The sequence below is a fragment of the Alcaligenes sp. GW821-FHT11D07 genome, from assembly GCF_058808495.1.
In genome coordinates this window covers 1,406,380-1,426,957 of record NZ_JBXART010000001.1, presented here as the reverse complement: position 1 = coordinate 1,426,957, position 20,578 = coordinate 1,406,380, and the positions used below count along the sequence as shown (strand labels likewise).

At 55.3% G+C, this 20,578-nt stretch carries 20 protein-coding genes; 5 read left to right on the top strand and 15 right to left on the bottom strand.

The window, feature by feature from the left end:
* Positions 1-16: 16 nt before the first annotated feature.
* The gene (locus tag AC1RSM_RS06605; protein WP_492930654.1) at positions 17-418 is read left to right on the top strand and encodes a YybH family protein; all 402 of its coding nucleotides are present in this window, start codon (positions 17-19) and stop codon (positions 416-418) included.
* Between the two features lie 17 nt (positions 419-435).
* Here the strand turns inward: AC1RSM_RS06605 and AC1RSM_RS06600 are convergent, their stop codons facing one another.
* Positions 436-1,038: a DJ-1/PfpI family protein gene (locus AC1RSM_RS06600; protein WP_492930652.1), complete on the bottom strand. Its 603-nt coding sequence runs from the start codon at positions 1,036-1,038 to the stop codon at positions 436-438.
* A 107-nt stretch (positions 1,039-1,145) separates the two neighbouring features.
* On the opposite strand from AC1RSM_RS06600, the gene AC1RSM_RS06595 reads away from it, so the two are divergent.
* Positions 1,146-1,697 (top strand): TetR/AcrR family transcriptional regulator, encoded by a 552-nt coding sequence (locus AC1RSM_RS06595; protein WP_492930650.1) that lies wholly within the window; start codon positions 1,146-1,148, stop codon positions 1,695-1,697.
* A gap of 21 nt (positions 1,698-1,718) precedes the next feature.
* Here the strand turns inward: AC1RSM_RS06595 and AC1RSM_RS06590 are convergent, their stop codons facing one another.
* On the bottom strand, positions 1,719-2,084 hold the full coding sequence (locus AC1RSM_RS06590) for a VOC family protein (protein ID WP_492930648.1): 366 nt from the start codon (positions 2,082-2,084) through the stop codon (positions 1,719-1,721).
* Between the two features lie 71 nt (positions 2,085-2,155).
* Here AC1RSM_RS06590 and AC1RSM_RS06585 point away from each other — a divergent pair, with 71 nt between their 5' ends.
* Positions 2,156-2,857, top strand: coding sequence for a helix-turn-helix transcriptional regulator (locus tag AC1RSM_RS06585; RefSeq protein ID WP_492930646.1), 702 nt, complete (start codon positions 2,156-2,158; stop codon positions 2,855-2,857).
* 107 nt (positions 2,858-2,964) lie between these two features.
* Here AC1RSM_RS06585 and AC1RSM_RS06580 read toward each other — a convergent pair whose 3' ends face one another.
* Positions 2,965-3,840 (bottom strand): LysR family transcriptional regulator, encoded by an 876-nt coding sequence (locus AC1RSM_RS06580; RefSeq protein ID WP_492930644.1) that lies wholly within the window; start codon positions 3,838-3,840, stop codon positions 2,965-2,967.
* 171 nt (positions 3,841-4,011) lie between these two features.
* Here AC1RSM_RS06580 and AC1RSM_RS06575 point away from each other — a divergent pair, with 171 nt between their 5' ends.
* Positions 4,012-5,556, top strand: coding sequence for an MFS transporter (locus AC1RSM_RS06575; protein WP_492930642.1), 1,545 nt, complete (start codon positions 4,012-4,014; stop codon positions 5,554-5,556).
* Positions 5,557-5,730: 174 nt separating this feature from the next.
* Here AC1RSM_RS06575 and AC1RSM_RS06570 read toward each other — a convergent pair whose 3' ends face one another.
* The 5 genes from AC1RSM_RS06570 to AC1RSM_RS06550 all read right to left on the bottom strand — a co-directional run bounded on the left by AC1RSM_RS06570 (position 5,731) and on the right by AC1RSM_RS06550 (position 11,220).
* Entirely contained in the window at positions 5,731-7,251 is a 1,521-nt protein-coding gene (locus AC1RSM_RS06570; protein ID WP_492930640.1) for a tripartite tricarboxylate transporter permease, read from the bottom strand.
* A gap of 3 nt (positions 7,252-7,254) precedes the next feature.
* Positions 7,255-7,704 carry a tripartite tricarboxylate transporter TctB family protein gene (locus tag AC1RSM_RS06565; protein WP_492930638.1) on the bottom strand — a complete coding sequence of 150 codons (450 nt, stop codon included), beginning with the start codon at positions 7,702-7,704 and terminating at the stop codon, positions 7,255-7,257.
* A gap of 145 nt (positions 7,705-7,849) precedes the next feature.
* On the bottom strand, positions 7,850-9,208 hold the full coding sequence (locus AC1RSM_RS06560) for a sensor histidine kinase (RefSeq protein ID WP_492930636.1): 1,359 nt from the start codon (positions 9,206-9,208) through the stop codon (positions 7,850-7,852).
* Positions 9,201-9,920 carry a response regulator transcription factor gene (locus AC1RSM_RS06555; protein ID WP_492930634.1) on the bottom strand — a complete coding sequence of 240 codons (720 nt, stop codon included), beginning with the start codon at positions 9,918-9,920 and terminating at the stop codon, positions 9,201-9,203. The genes AC1RSM_RS06560 and AC1RSM_RS06555 overlap by 8 nt, the downstream gene beginning before the upstream one ends.
* Before the next feature lie 301 nt (positions 9,921-10,221).
* Positions 10,222-11,220 carry an AraC family transcriptional regulator gene (locus AC1RSM_RS06550; protein WP_492930632.1) on the bottom strand — a complete coding sequence of 333 codons (999 nt, stop codon included), beginning with the start codon at positions 11,218-11,220 and terminating at the stop codon, positions 10,222-10,224.
* A gap of 61 nt (positions 11,221-11,281) precedes the next feature.
* Between AC1RSM_RS06550 and AC1RSM_RS06545 the strand changes: the two genes are divergently transcribed.
* Positions 11,282-12,487: an MFS transporter gene (locus tag AC1RSM_RS06545; protein ID WP_492930630.1), complete on the top strand. Its 1,206-nt coding sequence runs from the start codon at positions 11,282-11,284 to the stop codon at positions 12,485-12,487.
* A gap of 90 nt (positions 12,488-12,577) precedes the next feature.
* On the opposite strand, the gene AC1RSM_RS06540 is transcribed toward AC1RSM_RS06545, so the two are convergent.
* The 7 genes from AC1RSM_RS06540 to AC1RSM_RS06510 form a co-directional block, all read right to left on the bottom strand.
* The gene (locus AC1RSM_RS06540) at positions 12,578-13,759 is read right to left on the bottom strand and encodes a YncE family protein (RefSeq protein WP_492930628.1); all 1,182 of its coding nucleotides are present in this window, start codon (positions 13,757-13,759) and stop codon (positions 12,578-12,580) included.
* Positions 13,760-13,793: 34 nt separating this feature from the next.
* A complete protein-coding gene (locus AC1RSM_RS06535; RefSeq protein ID WP_492930626.1) occupies positions 13,794-14,102 on the bottom strand; it encodes a DUF3325 domain-containing protein in 309 nt (102 codons plus the stop codon).
* Positions 14,099-15,781, bottom strand: a complete 1,683-nt coding sequence (locus AC1RSM_RS06530; protein ID WP_492930624.1) for a PepSY-associated TM helix domain-containing protein — start codon at positions 15,779-15,781, stop codon at positions 14,099-14,101. Before AC1RSM_RS06530 ends, AC1RSM_RS06535 begins: the two co-directional genes overlap by 4 nt.
* Complete coding sequence (locus AC1RSM_RS06525) at positions 15,778-16,095, bottom strand: DUF3649 domain-containing protein (protein ID WP_492930622.1); 318 nt, start codon at positions 16,093-16,095, stop codon at positions 15,778-15,780. The genes AC1RSM_RS06530 and AC1RSM_RS06525 overlap by 4 nt, the downstream gene beginning before the upstream one ends.
* Before the next feature lie 12 nt (positions 16,096-16,107).
* Entirely contained in the window at positions 16,108-18,543 is a 2,436-nt protein-coding gene (locus AC1RSM_RS06520; protein WP_492930620.1) for a TonB-dependent siderophore receptor, read from the bottom strand.
* A 347-nt stretch (positions 18,544-18,890) separates the two neighbouring features.
* Positions 18,891-19,916: a FecR family protein gene (locus tag AC1RSM_RS06515; protein WP_492930618.1), complete on the bottom strand. Its 1,026-nt coding sequence runs from the start codon at positions 19,914-19,916 to the stop codon at positions 18,891-18,893.
* Positions 19,906-20,475 (bottom strand): RNA polymerase sigma factor, encoded by a 570-nt coding sequence (locus AC1RSM_RS06510; RefSeq protein ID WP_492930616.1) that lies wholly within the window; start codon positions 20,473-20,475, stop codon positions 19,906-19,908. Before AC1RSM_RS06510 ends, AC1RSM_RS06515 begins: the two co-directional genes overlap by 11 nt.
* Positions 20,476-20,578: the final 103 nt, after the last annotated feature.

The window sequence follows — 20,578 nt, the reverse complement described above, 5'->3', positions numbered from 1 at the left end:
TTTCAAGGAGAAGGATATGCCAGATCAGGCAGGATTAAAGGCGGCCATTCAGGCTGCAGAGGACAAGTTGGCACAAGCTTTGGCCAGCCGCGATGTTGCCACGCTGCTGACGCGTTACACCGAGCAGATTCATTTGATGCCTCATGGCGTGCCGACTTTAGTTGGCAAGGCAGCGGTCGGGGCGTATTTCGAAGAAGTCTTTCGCATGGGGATTTGCGCGGCGAACTTTGAAACCCTGACGGTAGAGGGAACAGATGCAGCAGCCCAGGAAATTGGCCGCTACACCTTGTATGCCGAAAACGCCCAGCAAGAACGGGTGCTTGCGCAGCGCGGCCGTTACTGGGTGTTCTGGCGCAAGGTTGATGGTGAGTGGTTGCTGCATTGGGACATGTTTAATGCCGAGCAGGCTGAAGGCTAAACCCAGCTGCGCACGTCTTAGCGGCAGGCCTGCCTAAGACTGCAGTCGACTAGATTTTCATAAATCTCCTGCTGCCCGGTTGGATAAACGGGGAGCAGGGTTTCTTGCCGTTTATCCGCATCAAAAAGCGACTCTACCAACCAGCCGACCAGGTAGAGAGCGGCCAGGCACCCTCCGGCGCTGGCGACGTGGCCGTGACACACAAGTGGCTGGTCAACAGGCTCCAGATCCAGCGTTTTCAAGACCTCCCGTGCATCGGGGTGAGTGGTGGCACGACGCGTAGGCAATAAACCTAGTCGCTCCAGAAAGAACACGCCTGCACAAATTGAGCCAATCAATTGGCGGCTGGGGTCCAGCTTAATGTGCGTCATAAAGTCCGGATCGGCTAAGGCAGCAGGCACGCCCGCTTTCCCGCTGCTGAACAAGACGGCATCGGCCTGTGCCGCTTCGGAAAGATGTCCATGTATCGGTATCTCCAAGCCGTGTGCTGACCGTAAAATAGGCTTTGCGCCTAAGATCTTCACCCGCCAGTCCTTTGTGTTTCTCCCCAGGATGTCCCACATCAGAAACAGATCAATGTCGGTGAACTGGTCGAAGGCAATCAGCGCTATTTCTTTCATTACGAGCCCTTTGGGAAGGTGGCAGTGTTGTGACTTGCCATGGTCAAACTGGAAGCTCGTAGCCTAACAATCGACGAATCACCATACACAGGCTGTATGTTTCTGCCATGAAAACGCTTACCCGAGAAGATTGGATCACTGCTGGTTTGGAGACGCTGGATCAGGAAGGCTATATCCAGGTATCTGGCGAGCGCGTGGCGCGTCGTTTGAATGTCACCCGCGGCTCCTTCTACCATCATTTTCGCAATCGAGAGGACTTTGTGCGGGCGCTCTTGTCGGCCTGGGAAGAGGATTACACCGTGCGGATGCTGGACTATGCCGCCAAGGGAAACGGGCCGGTTCAGGTGCTGAAACGCTACGTGCATATCGCCGCAGACAAGCAGCCCAACCGGGAAGTGGCCATTCGAGCCTGGGCCTTGCACGATCCCTTGGTGGCCGAGTATCAAACACGCGTCGACGCGACTCGCCTGGCCTTTGCCATCAAGACTTCTGAGGCTTCCTTTCTGCCCTCTAAGCAAGCCCAACTGGTGGGGGAGATGGCCCACCTGTTGTTGATTGGTGGGCAGCAAGCGGGCGTGCGCCACAATGCGGCTCGTTTTACTGGACTGGTGAACAACGCACTGAATCTGTTCCACCGCCGTCATACAAACTTGAGCTAAGCAATGCTGGCGGTAAGCGGGCTAGGCGGCGGTGCATACTCGCAAGCGATGCCCATCTGGGTCCAGTGCAACAAAGGTGCGCCCAAAGACGGCCGTCATGGGCTCCTGTTCAATGGGGATACCGGCTGCTACATAGCGTTGATAGAGCTGATCGACCGCCTCATCGTTCTCTGCCGTAAACGCCAGTTCTGATCGATGACCTGTGCCCGAGGAAACAAAACTGGCGGCGTGGGTGGACCATAAACCTAAGATAAGCCCATTGCCAAGCTCGAAGGCAACATAGGTTGGATGGGATTCGCTGGCGGCTTGGCCTAACAGTTTTTCATAAAAAAGGCGGCTGACTTCAGGGTCAGCGACATACAGAAGGATGAGACTGGGCGGGTTCATGGTGACTCCAATAGAGGGGTGAAGTCGTTGATTATGCGTGACCATACTGCCAAAAAATGGCAGTATCGGGCATGGTCAGAGCTGAGCGACTCCTCTTTTTATTGCAAGTATTACGCCGACATAAACGCCCGGTGAGCGGAGCGCAGCTGGCTCAAGAGCTGGGCATCAGTATTCGCACGCTTTATCGGGATATCGCATCCTTGCAGGCGCAGGGCGCAGATATACAGGGTGAGCCCGGTGTGGGCTATATCCTTAAACCCAGCTTTATGTTGCCGCCCTTGATGTTTTCTCAGGCAGAGCTGGAGGCTTTGCTGCTTGGGTTCCGTTGGGTAGAAAAGTTAGCCGATCCATCGGTGGTTCAGGCGGCTTTGGAGGCACGAGCCAAGATTTCGGCTGTGCTGCCTGACAGTTTGAAAGACAGCCTGGACAGCACTGCGCTGCGAGTCGGACCACGGCAAATCAAGGATGCTGAAACGATTGACCTCGGTCTCGCCAGAGCGGCGATCCGCTTTCAAGACAAGCTGCGTATCCGCTATGTTGATGGCGCAGGCAAGCAGTCTGACAGGGTGATCTGGCCTTTTTCCCTGGGTTACTTCGAACACTTCCGAATTCTGGTGGGATGGTGCGAGCTGAAAGGCCAATTCCGTCATTTTCGGACGGATCGTATACGAGCCTTGACCCGTCTGGACACGCCTTACCCTATACACCGGGCCAAATTATTTACGCAATGGCGGGAAACTCAAAAGGGCACAGACTATGTGCCTGACACCTGACACCTGACACCTGACACCTGACACCTGACACCTGACCTCGGAAGTCGAAGAAGTGCCTTAAGGCATGCGGTGAAAAGTGTGGGTTTCTTGGGTGGATTGGGCTGGCCTTAGCTGAGCTCCGCCATTTTATTGCTCCGGTGCTCCCGATAGGCCGCCGCCAACGTCCTTAAGGCTTCCCGTGAGCGTTGGTCCGTCAGTGTTGAGTGCAGGATGATGCGCGACGCGGGCAGGGCAGGCAAACCCAGGCGCTGGCTTACTTCGACAGCATCCGCTGGGGCCAAGCGGCATGAAAAAGCTGCAACCGCCAAACCCGCCGAGACAGCAGCCATCACGGCCGCATGACCGCCGCCCACAAAAACCTCGTTCCATTCAATACCCGCCGTTTCCAGGGCATGGGTTGCTATATCTCGCACGCCACAGCAGGGAGCCAAAGCCGCCAGCCGTAAAGGCTTGCCTTCTTGTTGATGAAAGCTGGGCGCGGCAAACCAGCCAAAATATTCTGGCCCCAAGTCCTCGCCATCCGCCCGGTGGTCTTCTTCCCGCACAATGACCGCATCCAGCTCGCCTTTATCAAAACCTTCCAATAACTGATGAGAGCCTTCCAGACGAACTTCAATCGTCAAGGCTGGGTCACGTTCGTTCAGGCGGGCCAGCAGGCTGGGCACTTCGGGACCGGCTACGTGTTGCGCAATACCCAGGCGAAAGCGGCGACATTCGCAGGACAGAGCAAGTCTGGCTCGGTCATGCGCTGCCAGAAAATCGCGAGCAGGATTAATAAAGATGGCGCCTTGAGCGGATAGTCGCACCAGCCGGGGTGTACGTTCGATCAGCTTGTAGCCCAGGCGTTCTTCCAGCCGCTTGAGTTTCACACTGATGGCCCCTTGGGTGGTTCCCAAGGCTTCGGCGGCTTTGGTGAAGCTTTGGAATTCGGCAATGCTGACAAACGCTTGCACAGATTCCACATCCAAGACGGCGCGGCTCATTATCTATCCATATTTGTTGTTTCTGATATGTTCGATCATAGCATTGATGAATAGTTGGCCTGTCCCTACTATCTCTCCTGATTGAACTGCGCAGGGTGGCATTGCCTCGCAGATCGCCTTATCGAGCATCCATAGGATGCCTCTTGTATTTATGATTTTTGGAAGATAGCGATGACGCCTTCGATATCGCGACAGGGCAGCTATGCCTTGGCCGCTGTGTGTTTGTCTGCCTTGATGATGGGGCTGGAGATCTCCAGTGTTCCGCCTATTTTGTCCACGATTGAGCAGGTGATGGGAGCCAGCTTTCGACAACTGCAATGGGTTATGGCTGCCTACACCATTGCCATGACCACGATTTTGATGGGCGTGGGCACGATGGCTGACCGTTATGGCCGCAAGCGTATTTTTACGATCGGGATTGTGGCTTTCGGGATCACGTCCCTGGTGTGCGGCTTGACGGAAAGTGCCGCCGTTCTGATCGGAGCCCGCTTCTTGCAGGGCCTAAGCGCGGCAATGATGTTGATTTGTCAGATCGCTATTTTGTCCAATCAGTTCCGGGATGGGCAACAGCGCGGTAAAGCTTTTGCTGTGTGGGGTGTGGTCTTTGGGGCTGGATTGGGTTTTGGCCCAATTGTGGGCAGCATGATTCTGGCTTTGGCCAGCTGGGAATGGGTGTTTCTGATCCACGCCGTGCTGGCTATCGTCACCTTGTTGCTGGCCCGCGCAGGAGTTCAGGAATCGCGTGATCCGCAGGCGAGCAGTCTGGATGTGGCCGGCATCATTACCCTGTCTTTGGCTGTGTTCTGTCTGGTGCTATTTGTCACGCAAGGCCCGGTGCTGGGATTTGGCAGTATTCAAGCCTTGAGCATCATCGCCGTCTCTGCGCTGAGCCTGATTGCTTTTGTGTTGGTCGAACGCAGAAGTGCCCGTCCTATGTTGGAGTTTTCCGTATTCCGCATCCGTAACTTTTCCGGGGCGCTGCTGGGCTCCATGGGACAGAATTTCAGTTTTTGGCCATTTATCATCTACCTGCCTATCTACTTTCACGTCGGTCTGGGGTATGACAGTGTGCAAACGGGTCTGGCGCTTTTGGCTTACACCTTGCCCACGCTGTTCATCCCCCCTTTCGCGGAGCGTCTGGCTCAGCGCTGGCAGCCCGGTTTTGTAATTTCTTTGGGGTTGGCTCTGATTGGTCTGGGTTTTGTGATGATGAGAGTCGGCAGCGTGTCTACCCGACCGGCTTGGTTTATTTTGCCGGGCTGCGTGCTGGCGGGTATTGGCTTGGGCATGGCCAACACAACCACAACCAATGTAATTACTGCTTCCGTTTCAGCCGAGCGAGCCGGTATGGCCTCGGGGGCGGATACCAGTGCCCGCATGATCTCCCTGGCCTTCAATATTGCGGTCATGGGTTTTGTGCTGGTGCAAGGCATCATGGGCTATTTGCGTGACCGTTTGGACGTTTCGGCGGGTCTTGAACTGCGTTATCTGGCTGAAAAAATTGCGTCAGGGGACCTGGGTGTTGCCTCGCAGTACAGCGGCTTGCTGGCCCATTTGGCGAATCCCCTGGAGTCGATCAATGCTGCCCTGATAGCCGGTTTTGCGGGGGTCATGACGTATGGGGCGGCAGCTGCGTTTATCTTGGCCGCTTTGAGCTACCTAGTATTTGCGCCGGGTAAAAAAACGGTCACACCCCGCTTGCGAGGCAAAGTGTGAAGCGGTGTAGGTCATTGGTGCCTTAGGACGATCAGCTACCTTTTTCAGTGTGTTCTAGAACTTTGTTTGCCGATTTATAAAGAAAGCAGAGCCGGGCGTTTCTGCCCGGCTCTGCCTGTTTACCTCAGCGGGTTCGTCCTTTCTATCCTTGGTCGAACAGCGAATTTGCTAGCCTTATGCTTTAGCCAGCGTCCCCAGCTTTTTCTGGCTGTTCGAGCGCCAGAAGGAGTAGGTCAGACCCAGCATCAACAATACGCAGGCAATGATGAACACCATGCTGATCGGGCGCTCCAGGAATATCATGGGATCACCACGGGACAGCAAGAGTGCGCGACGGAAATTCTCTTCCACCATCGGCCCCAATACAAAGCCCAGCAGCAAAGGGGCCGCCTCAAAGCGCAAGCGCATGAAGAAGTAACCCAGGATGCCAAACAGCAAGACCACATTCACATCGAACAGGTTGTTGTTCGTGCTGTAGACGCCCACGCACACAAAGAAGAGCGCGGCGGGGTACAGGTACTTGAAGGGTACAGACAGCAGGCGCACCCACATGCCGATCAGCGGCAGGTTCAGCACCAGCAACAGGATATTGCCCACCCAGAAACTGGCGATCAGACCCCAGAACATATCGGCATGCTCGACCACCATCTGTGGGCCGGGCTGGATACCGTGGATGATGAGCGCGCCCAACATCAAAGCCATCACTGGGTCGCCGGGAATGCCCAGGCTTAAGGTAGGAATGAAGCTGGTTTGCGTGGAGGCGCTGGTAGCCGCTTCTGGAGAAGCAATCCCTTCAATCGCACCACGACCAAAGCGCTCGGGGTTTTTGGCCACTTTCTTTTCAGTGGCGTAAGCAATGAAGGATGCGATGGTTGGCCCGGTGCCCGGCAAGATCCCGAAAGCAGCACCAATGGCCGTACCGCGTACCAAGGCGCCCCGGGACTGCTTGATATCGCCTTTTTCTGGACGCAGGGAACGGCCGGAGACCTTACCAATGGTTTTGGTATGACTGCTATTGATTCGGTTGATGTTTTTCAGGAAGTCGGCAATACCGAACAGCCCCATCGCCAGCGCCACAATCTGCAAACCGTCCTGCAGTTCGGGGATGTTGAAGTCAAAGCGCGACACGCCACTGTTCACGTCCGTGCCTACCACGCCAAAGATCAGGCCCAGCACCACCATGGCCACGCCTTTGATGGCAGAGCCTTTGGCCAGCGTTGCGCCTGCCAGCAGGCCCAGCATCATCATGGAAAAGTATTCGGCGGGACCAAACTTGAAAGCCACATCGACCAAGGCGGGCGAGAACAGAATCATGGCCAAGATACCGATGGTTGCCCCAAAGAAGGAGGACAACATCAGCATGAACAAGGCCGAACCGGCTTTGCCATTGCGAGCCATGGGGTTGCCGTCCAGACACGCCACGGCATGAGAGGCCGTGCCGGGCAAGTTCAGCATGATGGAGGTAATGCCACCACCGTATTGCGAGCCGTAATAGATACCGGCCAGCATGATCAAGGCGGCCGTTGGTGTCATGGCGTAGGTCAGGGGCAACAGGATGGAGATCGCGGCCAGCACGCCCATGCCCGGCAGCACCCCGATCAGGTTGCCCATGAATACGCCGAACACGGCCCACATCAGGTTATCCAGCTGGAAGGCGACACTGAAGCCATTCATCAAGTTAGAGAGGATTTCCATGGCTTAGCCCCAGGTGAACAGGGGGAATTGCAACTCCAGCCCCCAAGAGAAAATAACCACCCCAAGCAGGGTCACGAAGATCGACAGCAGCAGGGCGGTCAGCCAGGAATGTTCTTTGTCCCCCATGGCGGAGATGAAGACCAAGGCAAAGGTGGCGGGCACCAGCCCCCCGTAGCGGCCCAAGATAATGAAGGCGATGATGCCGCCCACAATGGCCAGCCAGCCACGCCATTGCGGAGGGCCGAAGTTTTCTTCTTCTTCCTCGTCGTGAGAAGCCGTTTCCACAAACAGGTACAGCGCCCCCAGCGCGATCATCACAATGCCCAGCAGAAACGGGAAGTAGCCCGGTCCCATCCTGGCCATTGTGCCCAGGGAGTACTTCTGTCCCATCAGGACCGTGAAGACCCCCACGCCCACCATCAGGCCGGCAGAATAGTATTTTTGCTTGCTCATTAATCTCCTCGTTCCCCAAATGCAATCATGATTTTTATAAATGTCAGAAAAGACGACAGAAAATCACCTTAGGTTAATAGAGGAGTAAATGAATTAGGATGACAGTTTCATTACCTTTTAGTCATGTTTAAAACAGGGCTGTGCTTTAGGCAGGCAGACGAATCGTGACCCGTAAGCCTGGGCTGGCATCTGAAAATAGAATCTGGCCGCGATGCAATTCAATAATGGCGGCGACACTGGTAAGACCTAGGCCAAAGCCTTCGTTATCATTATTAATTCTATAAAAATATTTACCTACATTTTCATATTCGCTTTCAGGTAGGCCAGGGCCATCATCTTCCACAATAATTGCTATTTTATTATCTGGAATTCTTTTTATTTCTACGCTGACATGGGAATGCGCATATTTAACAGCATTATCGACTACGTTGGCGAGTGCGCTAGCCAATAAATTGCTATCCCCATTAATTTTTACGGTAGCGATATATTTCGCTTCCAGTCTGATGCCTTTTTCTTCTGCAAAGGGGCTGTATAAATCCAGCACATCTTCCGCTATGACAGCGATCTGGCAGGGTTTGAAATTCTGGCGCTGAACCCCGGCATTCAGTTCGGCAATCTGCAGCAGTTTGCCCAGCAGAACACTCAGGCTTTCCACCTCGGCAATGGCGTCCTGATGGGCCTGCTGCACCTGTTCGGGTACGCCTTCCAAACCTTGAGTTTCTCGCAGCCTGCCTACAATGCGCGTCAGGGGCGTGCGGATGTTGTGGGCTACCGTATCGGAAATGTGTTTGGCGCCTTTCATCAGGTTTTCGATCTTGTCCAGCATGCGGTTGATATCCAGGTGGATCAAACCGAAGACATCATCGCTCTCGGACACGATGCGTTTGGAAATATCCCCCGCACCGACTTGTTCGGTCAGCAGACGGATTTTGCCCACACGGTATTTCAATTCGCTGCTAAAGACATAGGCCCCCAGAATGACCAGCATCAGGGCCAACACCATAGAGGTCACAATGATGCGGCTTAACATGGAGCGCAGCTCGTTCAGGGTGCCCAGTTCGTGCCCGACCACCAGGGTTTCTCCGCCCGCCATTTTGCTGACGCGGACATTGCCTTCGGTCAAGGCACCGATATGCTTGATCTGGACCTCCACAACCTGGCTGTCAGTAATAGTGTTCAGGCCCGGAATTTCCGTGATATTGCCCACCAGCGTATGGCCTTTTTCATCCAGCAGCAGGTAGATCTCTTGGCCTGAGTCGATGCGATCAGACAGAGTCAGTTCAATCATGCGCAGGATCTCATCGCGTCCGCCTTCTTCGTAGGCGATGCTCAAGCGCTGCATGGCCACGTTGATTTGGCGCAGATGCTCATCACGCAGAGCACTAAAGACCTGAATGTAGAAAAAGCCAATTAGAAACAGCGTGGTGAAGATGGCCAGGATGCTGTAGTTCAGGGTCAGGCGAAAGGAGGTGGACTCCCATAGCCTTTTGATGAAATCAATCATCGCAACGCTTGAGTTTCATGCCGTCGATGGCGTCTTTGTCGCTCAGGACATAGCCACGGCCACGCACTGTATGGATCAAAGGCGTTGCGCCTTCTTTGTCCACTTTTCGGCGCAGGCGGCTGACCAGCACGTCGATGACATTGGACTGCGGATCAAAGTTGTAGCCCCAGACCACCTCCAGCAACATGGTGCGAGTCACAATCTTGTGGCTGTTCATCATCAGGTAGGACAGCAGCTTGATTTCCCGTGGCTGCAGCTCCAGCACTTCGTCCCCCCGGGTGATTTTCTGATTGCGGATGTTCATGACCAGATCATCCACCTGCAGGTTCTTGATGTCGGACCCATCACTGCTGCGGCGAATCAAGGCGTGGAGTCGCGCAGCCAGCTCCTGAAACGAAAAGGGTTTGATTAAATAATCATCGCCCCCGGCTTTTAAGCCATCTACTTTATCGTCCACACCCGATAAGGCGCTTAATACCAATACAGGGACTTTTTTACCTAAAGAGCGCAAGGTAAATAAAATGGATAAGCCATCTACATTATTGGGCAGCATGCGGTCCAAGATAATGACGTCCCAAACATCTTTCATGGCATTTTCCAAACCTGAAACGCCATCGTGACTGGTGACGACGGAATAACCTAATTCGGATAATCCATTGACAAGGTATCGGGCATTTTCCCGGTCGTCTTCAATCAGTAAACAATTCCACATTGGCTGTCCTGGAACCTTTTAAAAAATCTGGTTTAGTTATTAATGATGATTATCCTATCCAATTTTCAAAGATAGGACATAGAGTGAACATGACCAAACGGTAATGTTTGAATCAGAAAATTCGTTTTTGCCTGCTGTATGAATTGCTGAAAGATACTCTAACGTATATTGATGATTAGCTGGCGCATCATTTTAATGAGGATTCTTGGCTTGATGTTCGGAAAAGCCGGGTATCGCTCAGAACCGCAGGACCAAGTCCCTGGCAGTGGGGAAAGATGGGGGAGGGGCTGGTTTGGTGCCTTCAGCGTTTGGCTGGTCGGCTGGCACCGGGAGCCTGCCCCTTCACGCGCTTATAAGCTCGACTAAATGCCGCTTGAGACGTGTAGCCCAGGCGTTGAGCAATGACATCTATCGATAGTTTTTCTTGGCTTAGCCATTGGCTGGCTAACCCCATGCGCAGCTCTGTGGCGTAGCGCAGCGGGGACATGCCCAAAGTAGCTTGAAAACGCTGAGCAAAAACAGAGCGTGAAAGGTGGGATTGGGCGGCCAAGTCGGCCACCGTCCATTCATAACCGGGCTGACGATGCAGAGCCAAAATAGAGCGGGCTAATTTCGGGTCTCGCAAAGCAGCGACTAGGCCGGACGCCTTGCCGCAGCCTGACTCAATCCAGCCCCGCACAATCATGGCTGCGGCTACCTCAGCCAACCTGGCCATAATTCCTGCATAGCCGATCCGTCCTGCACAAATCTCATTTTTCATGGCGTCTAGAATCGGCAGCAAACCGGGGTAATAGGGCGTCTGTGTATCGGCCACCATTGCACTGGGCATGAGTTTGCCCAGTCCGTGCATGCCACCCAGGTCAAATTCCATACAGCCATAAAACAGAATGGCGCTGGGCGTGGGGTAGGAGCTGGGGCAAGTGCTGACCCCGCTCACGGCCTGTCCCAGCGGAGCCGCCTCAAAACTATCTATGCCTTTAACGGCTGCGTCGGCCTCAGAGAGTATCTGGTGGTCTACCCCCTGGGGCAAAAAGACCGCACTAGCCGCAGAGAGTTTTTGCAGTTCGCCATCGCCAATCCGTAGAAATGCCGTACCTAGCGCAAGAAAGTGGAAGTAAGCGTGTCCGGGGCGTTTTTCATAGCCCAAGCCAAAGTCAGCTCCGGTTTGAATGCGGCGATATTGGACGCCACGCAAGCGCATGCCGGTCAATAGTTCGCTAATAAGATCTGACGAAAGTGCAAATTGCTCTTGTTCGGTCATTTTCGGAGTTTCGGTCAAATTTTCAAGACTTATCATCATAGATCATCTCGTTTTTGATCTCTAGACTGAGGGCTGTATTTGTTTTTCAGGGTAGGTAGCGATGAGTCGTGATGTGTGCAGTACGGGTTTGGGGGCGGTATCTGTGGTGCCCCCTCCTGCCTGGGTAGCCGTTTTTTCCTTGGCGATGGGTGTATTTGGTTTGCTGACGGCGGAGTACCTGCCTGCCAGTTTGTTAACACCCATGGCGATCGATTTCGGGGTCTCGGAAGGGGTAGCAGGCCAGACCGTGACGGTCACAGCGGGGGTGGCTCTTTTCTCCGGTTTGCTGGTGCCCGGGCTGACGCGTCGTTTGGATAGGCGTACGGTCTTGCTGGGTTTTACGGTGCTGATGGTGGCATCCAACCTCTTGGTTGCGATGTCCTCCAGCTTGTCTGTTCTATTGCTCATGAGGGTGTTGCTAGGCATTGCCTTGGGTGGGTTCTGGAGCATGACCGCGGCAGTGGCTATGCGATTGGTGCCGGCCAAGTTGGTGCCTCGGGCCTTATCGATTATTTTTAGCGGGATCGCAGTCGGGACGGTAGTATCCGTTCCCCTAGGCAGCTATTTAGGTGGGTTGTATGGTTGGCGCAGCGCCTTTTTTGCTGCCGCTTTGGTCGGTGCCTTGACCTTGGTGTTCCAGTTCTTGACGCTGCCCCGTATGGCCCCGCGCCATGTAAGCGACAGGACAAGCGTATTGGGCTTGCTGCGTCTCCCGGGGATCGCGTTGGGAATGGCGGCTTGCGTGCTGGCTCATGGCGGCCAGTTCATTCTGTTTACCTTTATCCGTCCTGCATTGGAGAGCTTCCCCTCCATCACTATGGATGGCTTGGCCTTGCTGCTTCTGGGCTTTGGTATCGCCAATTTTGTCGGTACGCTGCTGGCTGCTTACTTGATAGAGCGAAGCCTGAAAGTGACTTTGGTGACTATGCCGGTATTAGTGGGTATAGCCGCCTGGGCCATGGTGTGGCTTCCCGTGGAGAGCACCGGTCTGATGTTGTTGGTGGCTTTATGGGGCCTGGCTTTTGGTGGAGTGCCGGTAGCCTGGTCCAATTGGGTGGCGTGTGCGATTCCCGATCAGGCAGAAACAGCAGGTGGAATGGTCGTGGCCTCGGTACAGTTCTCCATCGCGGCCGGGGCGTCTGTTGGTGGTTTGGCGTTTGGACTGGGGGGTGTGCCAGCGGTGTTCATGACGGGCGGGAGCGTGATGCTGCTTGCGTCCCTGGTGATTGCCCTGCGGGTTCGCGCAGATTGGCCTGTGCTTGCTTAAACAATACGTGCTCAAGTATTCCTTGCTTGAGCACGTATCTAGACGCGAATCAATTCCTGCTGTGTTTACCGCCTTCGGGCGGTGCGAAGTTTAGAAGCTCAAGCGCACCAGAGCCTCTTTGCTGCCTTTGGCGGCATCATCCGCATTTTTGACGGTGACGTACACATCCCCGGTGCTGGGGTTCAGTGCCAGGCTGTTGGGGTGGGCGGGAAGATCCACGCTATGCAGGCGTTCGCGGGTTTGGCTGTCATAGACCTCCACGGTGCCAGCATTGCGAGTTGTCACGTAAAGGCGGTGGCGTTTCTCGTCCAGCAACAGGTCCAAAGGCCCTTGGCCGGTGCTGATGCTGTGTTCAATCTGACCATTGTCCGGGTTGATGATCACCACGCGATTGCCTTCCCCCCGAACGGTGTATTCCAGCTTGCCGGCATTTTTACGCATGGCATCTGTGCGAGCTTCGCCTACGTCGGTCGCCAGCAGCCGATGGTTTTCTTTGTCGAACTCCAGGTTAATCAGCTGATCGGCCGCGACTTCAGCTTTCTGGCTAAGGCTCAGGCTGGCGGTGTCGATGGTAAATACCTGTCCCTGGAAATTGGACACATACAGCTTGTTCTCGGACTCATTCAAGGTGGCACCACGGGCCACATAGCCAAAGCCAGGAATTTGTTTTTCCACTTTCATGGTGTCCAGGCTGACGACATAGAGCACGCTGTCCTGGAACCAGAGGCCGGGCGCGAACAGGCGCTGATGCTTCTTGTCCAGAATCAGCTCGCGCGGGTAGTGGGTATACAGCTCCATCTCTTTCCCGTTTGGCCCCATCCGTTTCACTTTGCTGGCCAGCTGTACGGTATTCAGAACGGTTTTCGTGGCGGTATCGACCACCGTAATCGAGCTGTCTACGGCATTGCCCACATATAGGCGGTCCGCTGCATCGTCCAAGGTCAGGGCAAATGCTTTACGTTCCAGCGGCAAATGTCCTTTCACAGCCAGGCTTTGCGGGTCCAGAAAATAGATGGCGCTGGGTGGTGAGCCCTCTTCAAAGTTCCCGGCAGAAGCCACGTACAAAGTGTTGTGGCGTTCGCTAAAGGCGACTTGGTACAAGCCTTCAGCGATATTGACCCGCTCGATGCGGGGGGCAGTGTGTTGAGTCGTACTGATCTGCGTCGTATCGGTGCCAGCCGCCGGCGGCTGGCGAGAGTCCATAGTGGTGCACGCAGTCAAGAAAAAAGCGGCGCACAAAATGGCATTGAGCTTGAAGATGGAAGGTTTCATCGTGTACTCCTTAGGGGATTAATCGTAGCTAGACTTAGTTTTTGGGTTTGACGCGCTCGTACAGAAGCAGGCCGCTAAAGACCAGACCGGCGGCGAGGCTGGTGTGACCGCTGTATGCCACCAGTCCAAAGCCCCAGCCCATGTAGTGGGCCGCGACAAACAGGGAAATCAGCAGTGCGCTCCATCCCGCGCAGCGTAAAAGCGCGACTGTGCGGCGTGAAAACTCCCTGTCAAAGACATCCACTTGGTGTCGATACATGCACAGGGCCAGGCAAAGAAAGCCTGCCAGGGCGGGCAGGAAAATCAGGCCATGTGCCAGTAGATCCACTTGTGCTGGGCTCATGATTCTTGACCCTGTGTTATGGCGGCATTGCCTTGAAGCGCCTTGCTGCTTGTCGGGCTGACGGCCGGTTTGGTGCCGGGTGGTTTGGCCTTTGGCGCGGCTTTAGTTTTAGTGCGGTGGCGGGCGACGCGTCTGGCCATATAGGCATGGAGGGCCGCAAATACCCACAGGCTTAGATCAAAGCTGGCAAACAGCCAGTCTCCTGTCGCCAGACTGGCAAACAGGTGACGGTCCGTCAGGAAAAAGTTCAGGATGGGCAAGGCCGCCAGCAAGAAGGTGGCCAGCCACAGCAGTTCCAACCAAGCGCGTCGGGCCGGACGCAGGCAGGACCAGAGCAAGCTCAGACCCCAGAGGATGAAGAAACCATGCACTTCCCAATTGGCACGATTCGCCATGTCCAAAGGCAGTAAGCGGTTCATCCATAAAAAGCCCGTAGCGGCGACGGACAGGCCTGCAATGCTGGCAATGTTCAAGCGCTCGACCAAGGCAAAGCCCAGATATGGTTTGCTGGGGTTGGGCAGTTTGCTGCGGCGTTTGACGGTCCACAGCACCAGGCCCGTTCCCACCATGGCCGTGCCAGCCAGACTGACCAGGAAGTAAAACCAGCGTGTGGCAATGTCGGCAAAGCGGCCCAGGTGCAAGCCGTAGAGCACTCCTTGAGTGGTGGCCGCTGCGCCCGAGGATTCTTTGACATTGAGCAATTCACCACTGACGCCATCGAACAGCAGATAGTGCGGGGTGACGGAGATACGTTGTGCCTGCTGCCTAGCTACAGCAACGCGCGCATTGCTGTCCTGGGCCAAATTCACTTGAATCGAGCCGACGCTGTTCTTGCCCCACCGTTCTTCGGCTTGTTGCACCAGATCCTGAATGGGAACCAGGGTGGCGGGTGTGCCGGAAGCTTGCCCGGCAGGCAGGAAAAAGCGCATCTCCTGATTGACGGCAGCACGGTCCTGCATGGTGGGTAGTTGCTGCATGCCCCAGGGCATATACAGCAGCATCAAGGTGATCAGGCCACTCCAGGTAATCATGAAATGAAAGGGCAGACCCAGCACTGATAGCGCATTGTGGGCATCCAGCCAGGAGCGTTGCCCCTTGCCCCAGCGAAAGGTGAAGAAGTCGATGAAAATCTTCTTGTGGGTGATGACTCCACTGACAATGGCGACCAGCATGAACATGGCTGCCAGACCGGCGATCCAGCGTCCCCATAAGGGCGACATGTAGTGCAGGTTGAAGTGGAAGGCGAAAAAGAAGTCACCGCCCTCTGTTTCCCGAATGCTGAGTTTTTGCCCGGTCTCCGGATCGAAGATGGCACGGGCGAAGGCGGGGCGGCCTGCTTCCGGCCCCGTTGGGTCACGCCAGAAGGCACTGGCCAAGGGGTTGCGCTGGGTGGGCAGGGTCATCAGTACCAAAGGGGAGTCAGGTGTCTGCTCCACAATGGTGTTCAGCATGTCCTGAGCTACGGCAGGGGCAGGACGCTCTGCCACGCTATGCAGCTCCGGCCGCATGTACGCCGACAGCTCTTCGCGAAAGTAGGACACGGTGCCTGTTAAAAACATGGCGTACAAAATCCAGCCCACCAACAGGCCCGTCCAGATATGGACGTTGGACATGATCTGTCGCACGCCTTGGGGCTTGCTGGCTTTCGGCGCTTTGGCCGCTGTGTTTGTGGTGTTCATAGCCGGCCCTCCATCCACTGATGTCCCAGGATTGCGGCCAGGCAGAGCAGGCCGCAAAGCGCCAGCCCCACCCAGGCACGGGTGGCGGAGCGCGCCAAAAATACGCCGATGAAGGCGACCGACCACACCAGAAAGCTAAGCTGAGCCCCCCAGAGCACCGCTTCAGGGCCAGAGATGGGAAACACCAGCGTTGCTACGGAAAACAGCGAGGCCAGAACATAGCCGCCTAAGCTGGCGGCCAGAATGCGTGAGATCAGGGGCAACTGAGCCCGCAGCCTGGCTAGGCTCAGCTTCTGAAAAAAAGAATCTTTCATGACGGGGGCGGCTTAAAACTCGACTTGCATGGACAAGCGGTAGCTTCGGGGAGCACCAATGGAGGTGGAGCCATTCCAGATGCTGGACCAGTAGCGCTTGTCAGTGGCATTGATCACATTGGCCCGGAACGTCACCTTATTGCTGGCAATTTTGGTGGCGTAGCGCAAGCCCAGATCCAGTCGGGTCCAGCTGGGTATTTTTTGGGTATTGCTGGTGTCTATCCACTGCGAGCCGGAGTGCAGGGCCGAGGCAGACAAGGTCAAATTCGGCACCCAGGGCGTATCCCACTCCAGTCCCAACGAGGAGTTCCAGCGTGGAACGCCAATGGCTTGTTTGCCATCCAGCAAGCCGCTATTGGTTTTGGTGGCCACGGCATCGGTATAGACCACACCGCCCAGAATGCGCAGCTGGGGACTGATCTCGCCCGCAATAGTCCATTCAATTCCGCGGTTGCGCTGCTCACCATCTACGTTGTAGTGGTTGTTAGCCTCGTCCTTGGTCATGCTGGGTTTGGCAATTTGGAAAAAACTCAGCGTATTCAACATCGTGCCGCTATCCCACTTCAAGCCCACTTCATATTGTTTGGTCTTGTAGGGGGAGAACATTTCGCCGTAGTTGCTGGCCGAGGCGTCCGACACCGTTCCGCCTTGCGACAAGCCTTCAATGTAGTTGGCGTACAAGGAAATGGGGGCGTCCCAGGGTTTGACCACCAAGGCGATGGCTGGAGTCAGAGCGCGTTCGTCGTAGCGATTGGTGAGGGCGCCGCGGTCATTGAAACTTTTTTGTTGAACTCGCTGCAAACGCATGCCGGCGGTCAGAAGCAGGCGATCATCAAAAGCCGACAAGGTATCTGCCAGTGCCAGACTGCTCAAGGTGGTTTCACCGTTTTTAAAGACGTCGGGCTCATCTACGTCTACCGGTGGTGCCGGATCGTACAGGTTCGAGGCCCAAGATTTGGAGGCGGCGACGGCCCCCGATGTCTGGCTGATCATATTGGCGCTGAGGACCAGATGATGGTCTACCGCGCCGGTAGAGAACTCGCCCCGTGTGCCTAGTTCAAAGGCATTCACATCAAAGTAGTTTTTGATATTCATGCCCAGCGCGGTGTAATCGCCGTTTTCTTTGGCGCGCTGACCAAAGGCATTGTTCAGGTAGCCGGAGCCTTTCTGGTGCTTGGTCCCGCCCATAACAAAGGCCGTCCAGCTATCCGTAATATCAAATTCGGCAGAGCCAATAATGGCCTGGCTTGACGAGTTGCTATAGCCATTGGGCAGGGAATTGGTTTTTGGGTTGGGCGGGGTGGGGGACTCGCCCGGCGCAAAGCTGGTCAGTAAAGGAGCGCCGCCGCGTTGCTTTTCATTGATGTCATACATATCCAGCGAGGCACGCAAACGGTCACCTTGATAGTCCAGGGCAAGCGAGCCCAGGCTGCGGTTTTCACGCTGGCCGTGTATATCCAGATTGCCGTCCGATTTCACACCGTTCAAGCGTATGCCGAATTTGTCGTCCTCCCCGAAGCGACGGCCAAAGTCGATATGCCCGCCCAGGTTGTTATGCGATTTCAAGGTGGTGCTTAGCCGGGTAATCGGTTCGGAGGTGGCACGTTTAGGCACCAGGTTCACGACGCCGCCCACCGAACCGCTCAAGGACATGCCGCTGAGCAAGGCGCCGGGTCCTTTCAGGACTTCGACACGTTCCAGCATCTCTGTGGAGGTGCGGTTATGTGGCACCAAGCCAAACAAGCCATTCCAGGCCAGTTCATGGCTTTGAGTCCAAAAGCCGCGCACATACGTGTGTTCACCAACACCACCTTGGGGAAAAACGCTGCGCACGGAAGGGTCGTGGCGCAAGACTTCCGCAACTGAACTGGCTTGCTGGTTTTCTATGTATTCAGAGGTAAAGCTAGTGGTGCTAAAAGGCGTATCCATAACGTCTTTATTGCCCAGCAGACCGACTCGACTGCCGGAGGCAATCTGTCCCCCTGCGTAGGGTGCAGGCGCTTCGTTGCGGGAGCCCACTACGGTAATAGCACTGAGCGTTGTGGGGTCGCTGCTGCCCGGTGCTGCAGCGCGTAGTGTGAAAACCTTGTTTCCGGAAGGCAGAATCTGAATGGAACTTGCGCCCAGAATGCGTTCCAGTGCCGCATGGGGTGTCATGGACCCGGATACTGCTTGGGAAGTTTGACCTTCGACCAAGACTTCGGAGAACAGCAGTTGGCTGCCCGATTGACGGGAAAAACTTTGCAGCGCGCTGGACAAGGATTGGGCCGGGATATCGAAGTGCTGGGCTGTTTCCTGGGCATGGACAGTTTGAGCGACGGCCAGCACGCTGATGCTGGTGGCGATCAATGTATTTACCAGGCCCGGTTTAAGCGTAAAGCGGCTGTAGTGGGTACGCGCACGATGGTAGGTGCTCAAGGCCAAACACCATTGGCGAAATGACTTCATGGAGGTCTCAACTATCAAAATCAACGATATAGCGCCCCCTGATGGAACTGGGGGGCGCATTCCTGTTTTGTATAGCGCTAGTAGCGGCAGGGGAGGCACAGGCCATCACTTCGCAGTCGATCGGTGCTCTAGCGCGTAATACAGGGAGAGATAGTGGAGTTGGACGCCATTTCTATATTCAAGCTCAAGACAAGGATGAACAGCGTGCTGCGGGTGATGTGCATGCACGTGTCATGCTGAATCCCGAGCCAGGCTGATGGCCTGAAAATTGCAGGCCATATATAGAGAGAGTGTTTTCAGGCGAAGTAGGCTACAAAATCAGCCTGCTAATATGTAATTGTTTGTATCTACTTGCCTGAGATCTGATAGCCTGCCGGGCCCAGGTTCTGAACCTGTACAGGCAGTAACTGTGCCAAGGCATCCAGAAAATCGCTTGGATGTGCGGTGTTGGCAAAGCCTGAAACCGGATATTGGCGAATGTCAGTGCCCAGCAAGGTGATGGGCTGCTCCATATAGACTTGCAGCTCGTCGATGACCTCATGCAAGGGCGTGCGTTTAAAAATCAGCTGCCCAGTTTGCCAGGCACCGGCACGATCCGAAGTACTGGGGCTGCTTCGTTGGCGTCCCGTGTCTATGTTGATACGCAGCGCATCACCCGCTTTCAGGGTGGTGGTGTGGTTTTGATTGTCACTGCTGCTGTTGACGTTCACCACCCCTTCGCGAACGCTGACATAAATGGTGGACGGAGCACGACGCACATTAAAAGCGGTGCCAATCACCCGTACTTCTGTGTTGGCCGTTTTAACCACAAAGCGGTGGTCTCCCTGGGGCGCGACCTGGAAAAAAGCTTCGCCTTGCACCAGTTCAAGCGCCCGTTCATGGGGAGAGTATTCAACATTCAAGCTGCTATTACGGTTCAAGATCACAACGCTGCCGTCCGGCAAGCTCAGCTCGCGCTGCTCGGCCTGGGCGGTTTGGATGTGATTGATGTATTGCGGGCTATGTTGATACCAGTACCACGTCGCCATTCCCAAGGCGACACAGAAACTTAGGGCGCCACCTAGCAGGGGCTGCCAGCGCAGGCCCAGGCGTTCTCGCCAGCCTGGTTTGGGGGACTGTCGGGGCGACTTGGTGTGGCCGGGCGAGCGAGCTGTTTCTGGCTTGCTTGCAGGTGGGGCGGGACGCTCCACGTGATCAAACGCCAGCCAGGTGTGGCTGATTTCTTCATAGGCATACTGATGGCGCGGGTCCTGTTGCAGCCAATGTTCAAAAGCCTGCTGATCCTGCTCGCTCCATTGCTCGGTATCTTGCTGACGTGTGAACCATTCAGAGGCCACTTCGTAGAACAGGGCAACTGATGGATCATTTTTCATCGTCTGTTTCCTTGGGGGAGAGCATAGACAGGGCATGCTCAGCGGAATAATCCATCCGTAAGCGGCAGTAGGCCACGGCTCTGGAGATATAGCGGCTGACCAGGGCGCGGGAAATGTTCAATTTTAGGGCGATTTGCTCGTAGGTGAGGTGATCGAAGCGATGCAAGGAGAAGGCCTCGCGTTGCAGGGGGGGCAATTCTTGCAAGGCTTGTTCGATGCGGCTTAAACACTGCCGGTGTTCCATGCGCAGTTGGGGACAGCTGGCACTGGGGGCGGCACGGTAGTCATTGTCGTGTGGATCATCTTCCAATGGCACAAAGACAGGGCCGCGAGTTTGTTTTTGGCCTGTTTCGCGCACAATATTGATCGCAATCTGCGTCAGATAGGCCTTGGTATTGTCCGGGGCTTGCGTGTTTTTGGAGGCCGACCAGCGCGCAAACGATTCCTGCGTCACATCTTCCGCATCGGCCTCATTGCCCAGCTTGCGTTTCAAAAACCGGAACAAGGGCAGGCGCAGCTTTAAATACGCCTGTTCCAGCAGTTCATCACGCGTGCTCATGGTCGCCCGGCGCAGATGGGTAAGCCGCAGGTGAACAGCAGCTCTGCACCGGAAGGGCAGGAGAAAACGAGACAGCGGCGAGAGCAGACATAGATAGGGGCGT

Coding starts and splice junctions, on each gene's coding strand:
- AC1RSM_RS06605 (WP_492930654.1), top strand. CDS start 17: ATGCCAGATCAGGCAGGATTAAAGGCGGCCATTCAGGCTGCAGAGGAC.
- AC1RSM_RS06600 (WP_492930652.1), bottom strand. CDS start 1,038: ATGAAAGAAATAGCGCTGATTGCCTTCGACCAGTTCACCGACATTGAT.
- AC1RSM_RS06595 (WP_492930650.1), top strand. CDS start 1,146: ATGAAAACGCTTACCCGAGAAGATTGGATCACTGCTGGTTTGGAGACG.
- AC1RSM_RS06590 (WP_492930648.1), bottom strand. CDS start 2,084: ATGAACCCGCCCAGTCTCATCCTTCTGTATGTCGCTGACCCTGAAGTC.
- AC1RSM_RS06585 (WP_492930646.1), top strand. CDS start 2,156: ATGGTCAGAGCTGAGCGACTCCTCTTTTTATTGCAAGTATTACGCCGA.
- AC1RSM_RS06580 (WP_492930644.1), bottom strand. CDS start 3,840: ATGAGCCGCGCCGTCTTGGATGTGGAATCTGTGCAAGCGTTTGTCAGC.
- AC1RSM_RS06575 (WP_492930642.1), top strand. CDS start 4,012: ATGACGCCTTCGATATCGCGACAGGGCAGCTATGCCTTGGCCGCTGTG.
- AC1RSM_RS06570 (WP_492930640.1), bottom strand. CDS start 7,251: ATGGAAATCCTCTCTAACTTGATGAATGGCTTCAGTGTCGCCTTCCAG.
- AC1RSM_RS06565 (WP_492930638.1), bottom strand. CDS start 7,704: ATGAGCAAGCAAAAATACTATTCTGCCGGCCTGATGGTGGGCGTGGGG.
- AC1RSM_RS06560 (WP_492930636.1), bottom strand. CDS start 9,208: ATGATTGATTTCATCAAAAGGCTATGGGAGTCCACCTCCTTTCGCCTG.
- AC1RSM_RS06555 (WP_492930634.1), bottom strand. CDS start 9,920: ATGTGGAATTGTTTACTGATTGAAGACGACCGGGAAAATGCCCGATAC.
- AC1RSM_RS06550 (WP_492930632.1), bottom strand. CDS start 11,220: ATGATGATAAGTCTTGAAAATTTGACCGAAACTCCGAAAATGACCGAA.
- AC1RSM_RS06545 (WP_492930630.1), top strand. CDS start 11,282: ATGAGTCGTGATGTGTGCAGTACGGGTTTGGGGGCGGTATCTGTGGTG.
- AC1RSM_RS06540 (WP_492930628.1), bottom strand. CDS start 13,759: ATGAAACCTTCCATCTTCAAGCTCAATGCCATTTTGTGCGCCGCTTTT.
- AC1RSM_RS06535 (WP_492930626.1), bottom strand. CDS start 14,102: ATGAGCCCAGCACAAGTGGATCTACTGGCACATGGCCTGATTTTCCTG.
- AC1RSM_RS06530 (WP_492930624.1), bottom strand. CDS start 15,781: ATGAACACCACAAACACAGCGGCCAAAGCGCCGAAAGCCAGCAAGCCC.
- AC1RSM_RS06525 (WP_492930622.1), bottom strand. CDS start 16,095: ATGAAAGATTCTTTTTTTCAGAAGCTGAGCCTAGCCAGGCTGCGGGCT.
- AC1RSM_RS06520 (WP_492930620.1), bottom strand. CDS start 18,543: ATGAAGTCATTTCGCCAATGGTGTTTGGCCTTGAGCACCTACCATCGT.
- AC1RSM_RS06515 (WP_492930618.1), bottom strand. CDS start 19,916: ATGAAAAATGATCCATCAGTTGCCCTGTTCTACGAAGTGGCCTCTGAA.
- AC1RSM_RS06510 (WP_492930616.1), bottom strand. CDS start 20,475: ATGAGCACGCGTGATGAACTGCTGGAACAGGCGTATTTAAAGCTGCGC.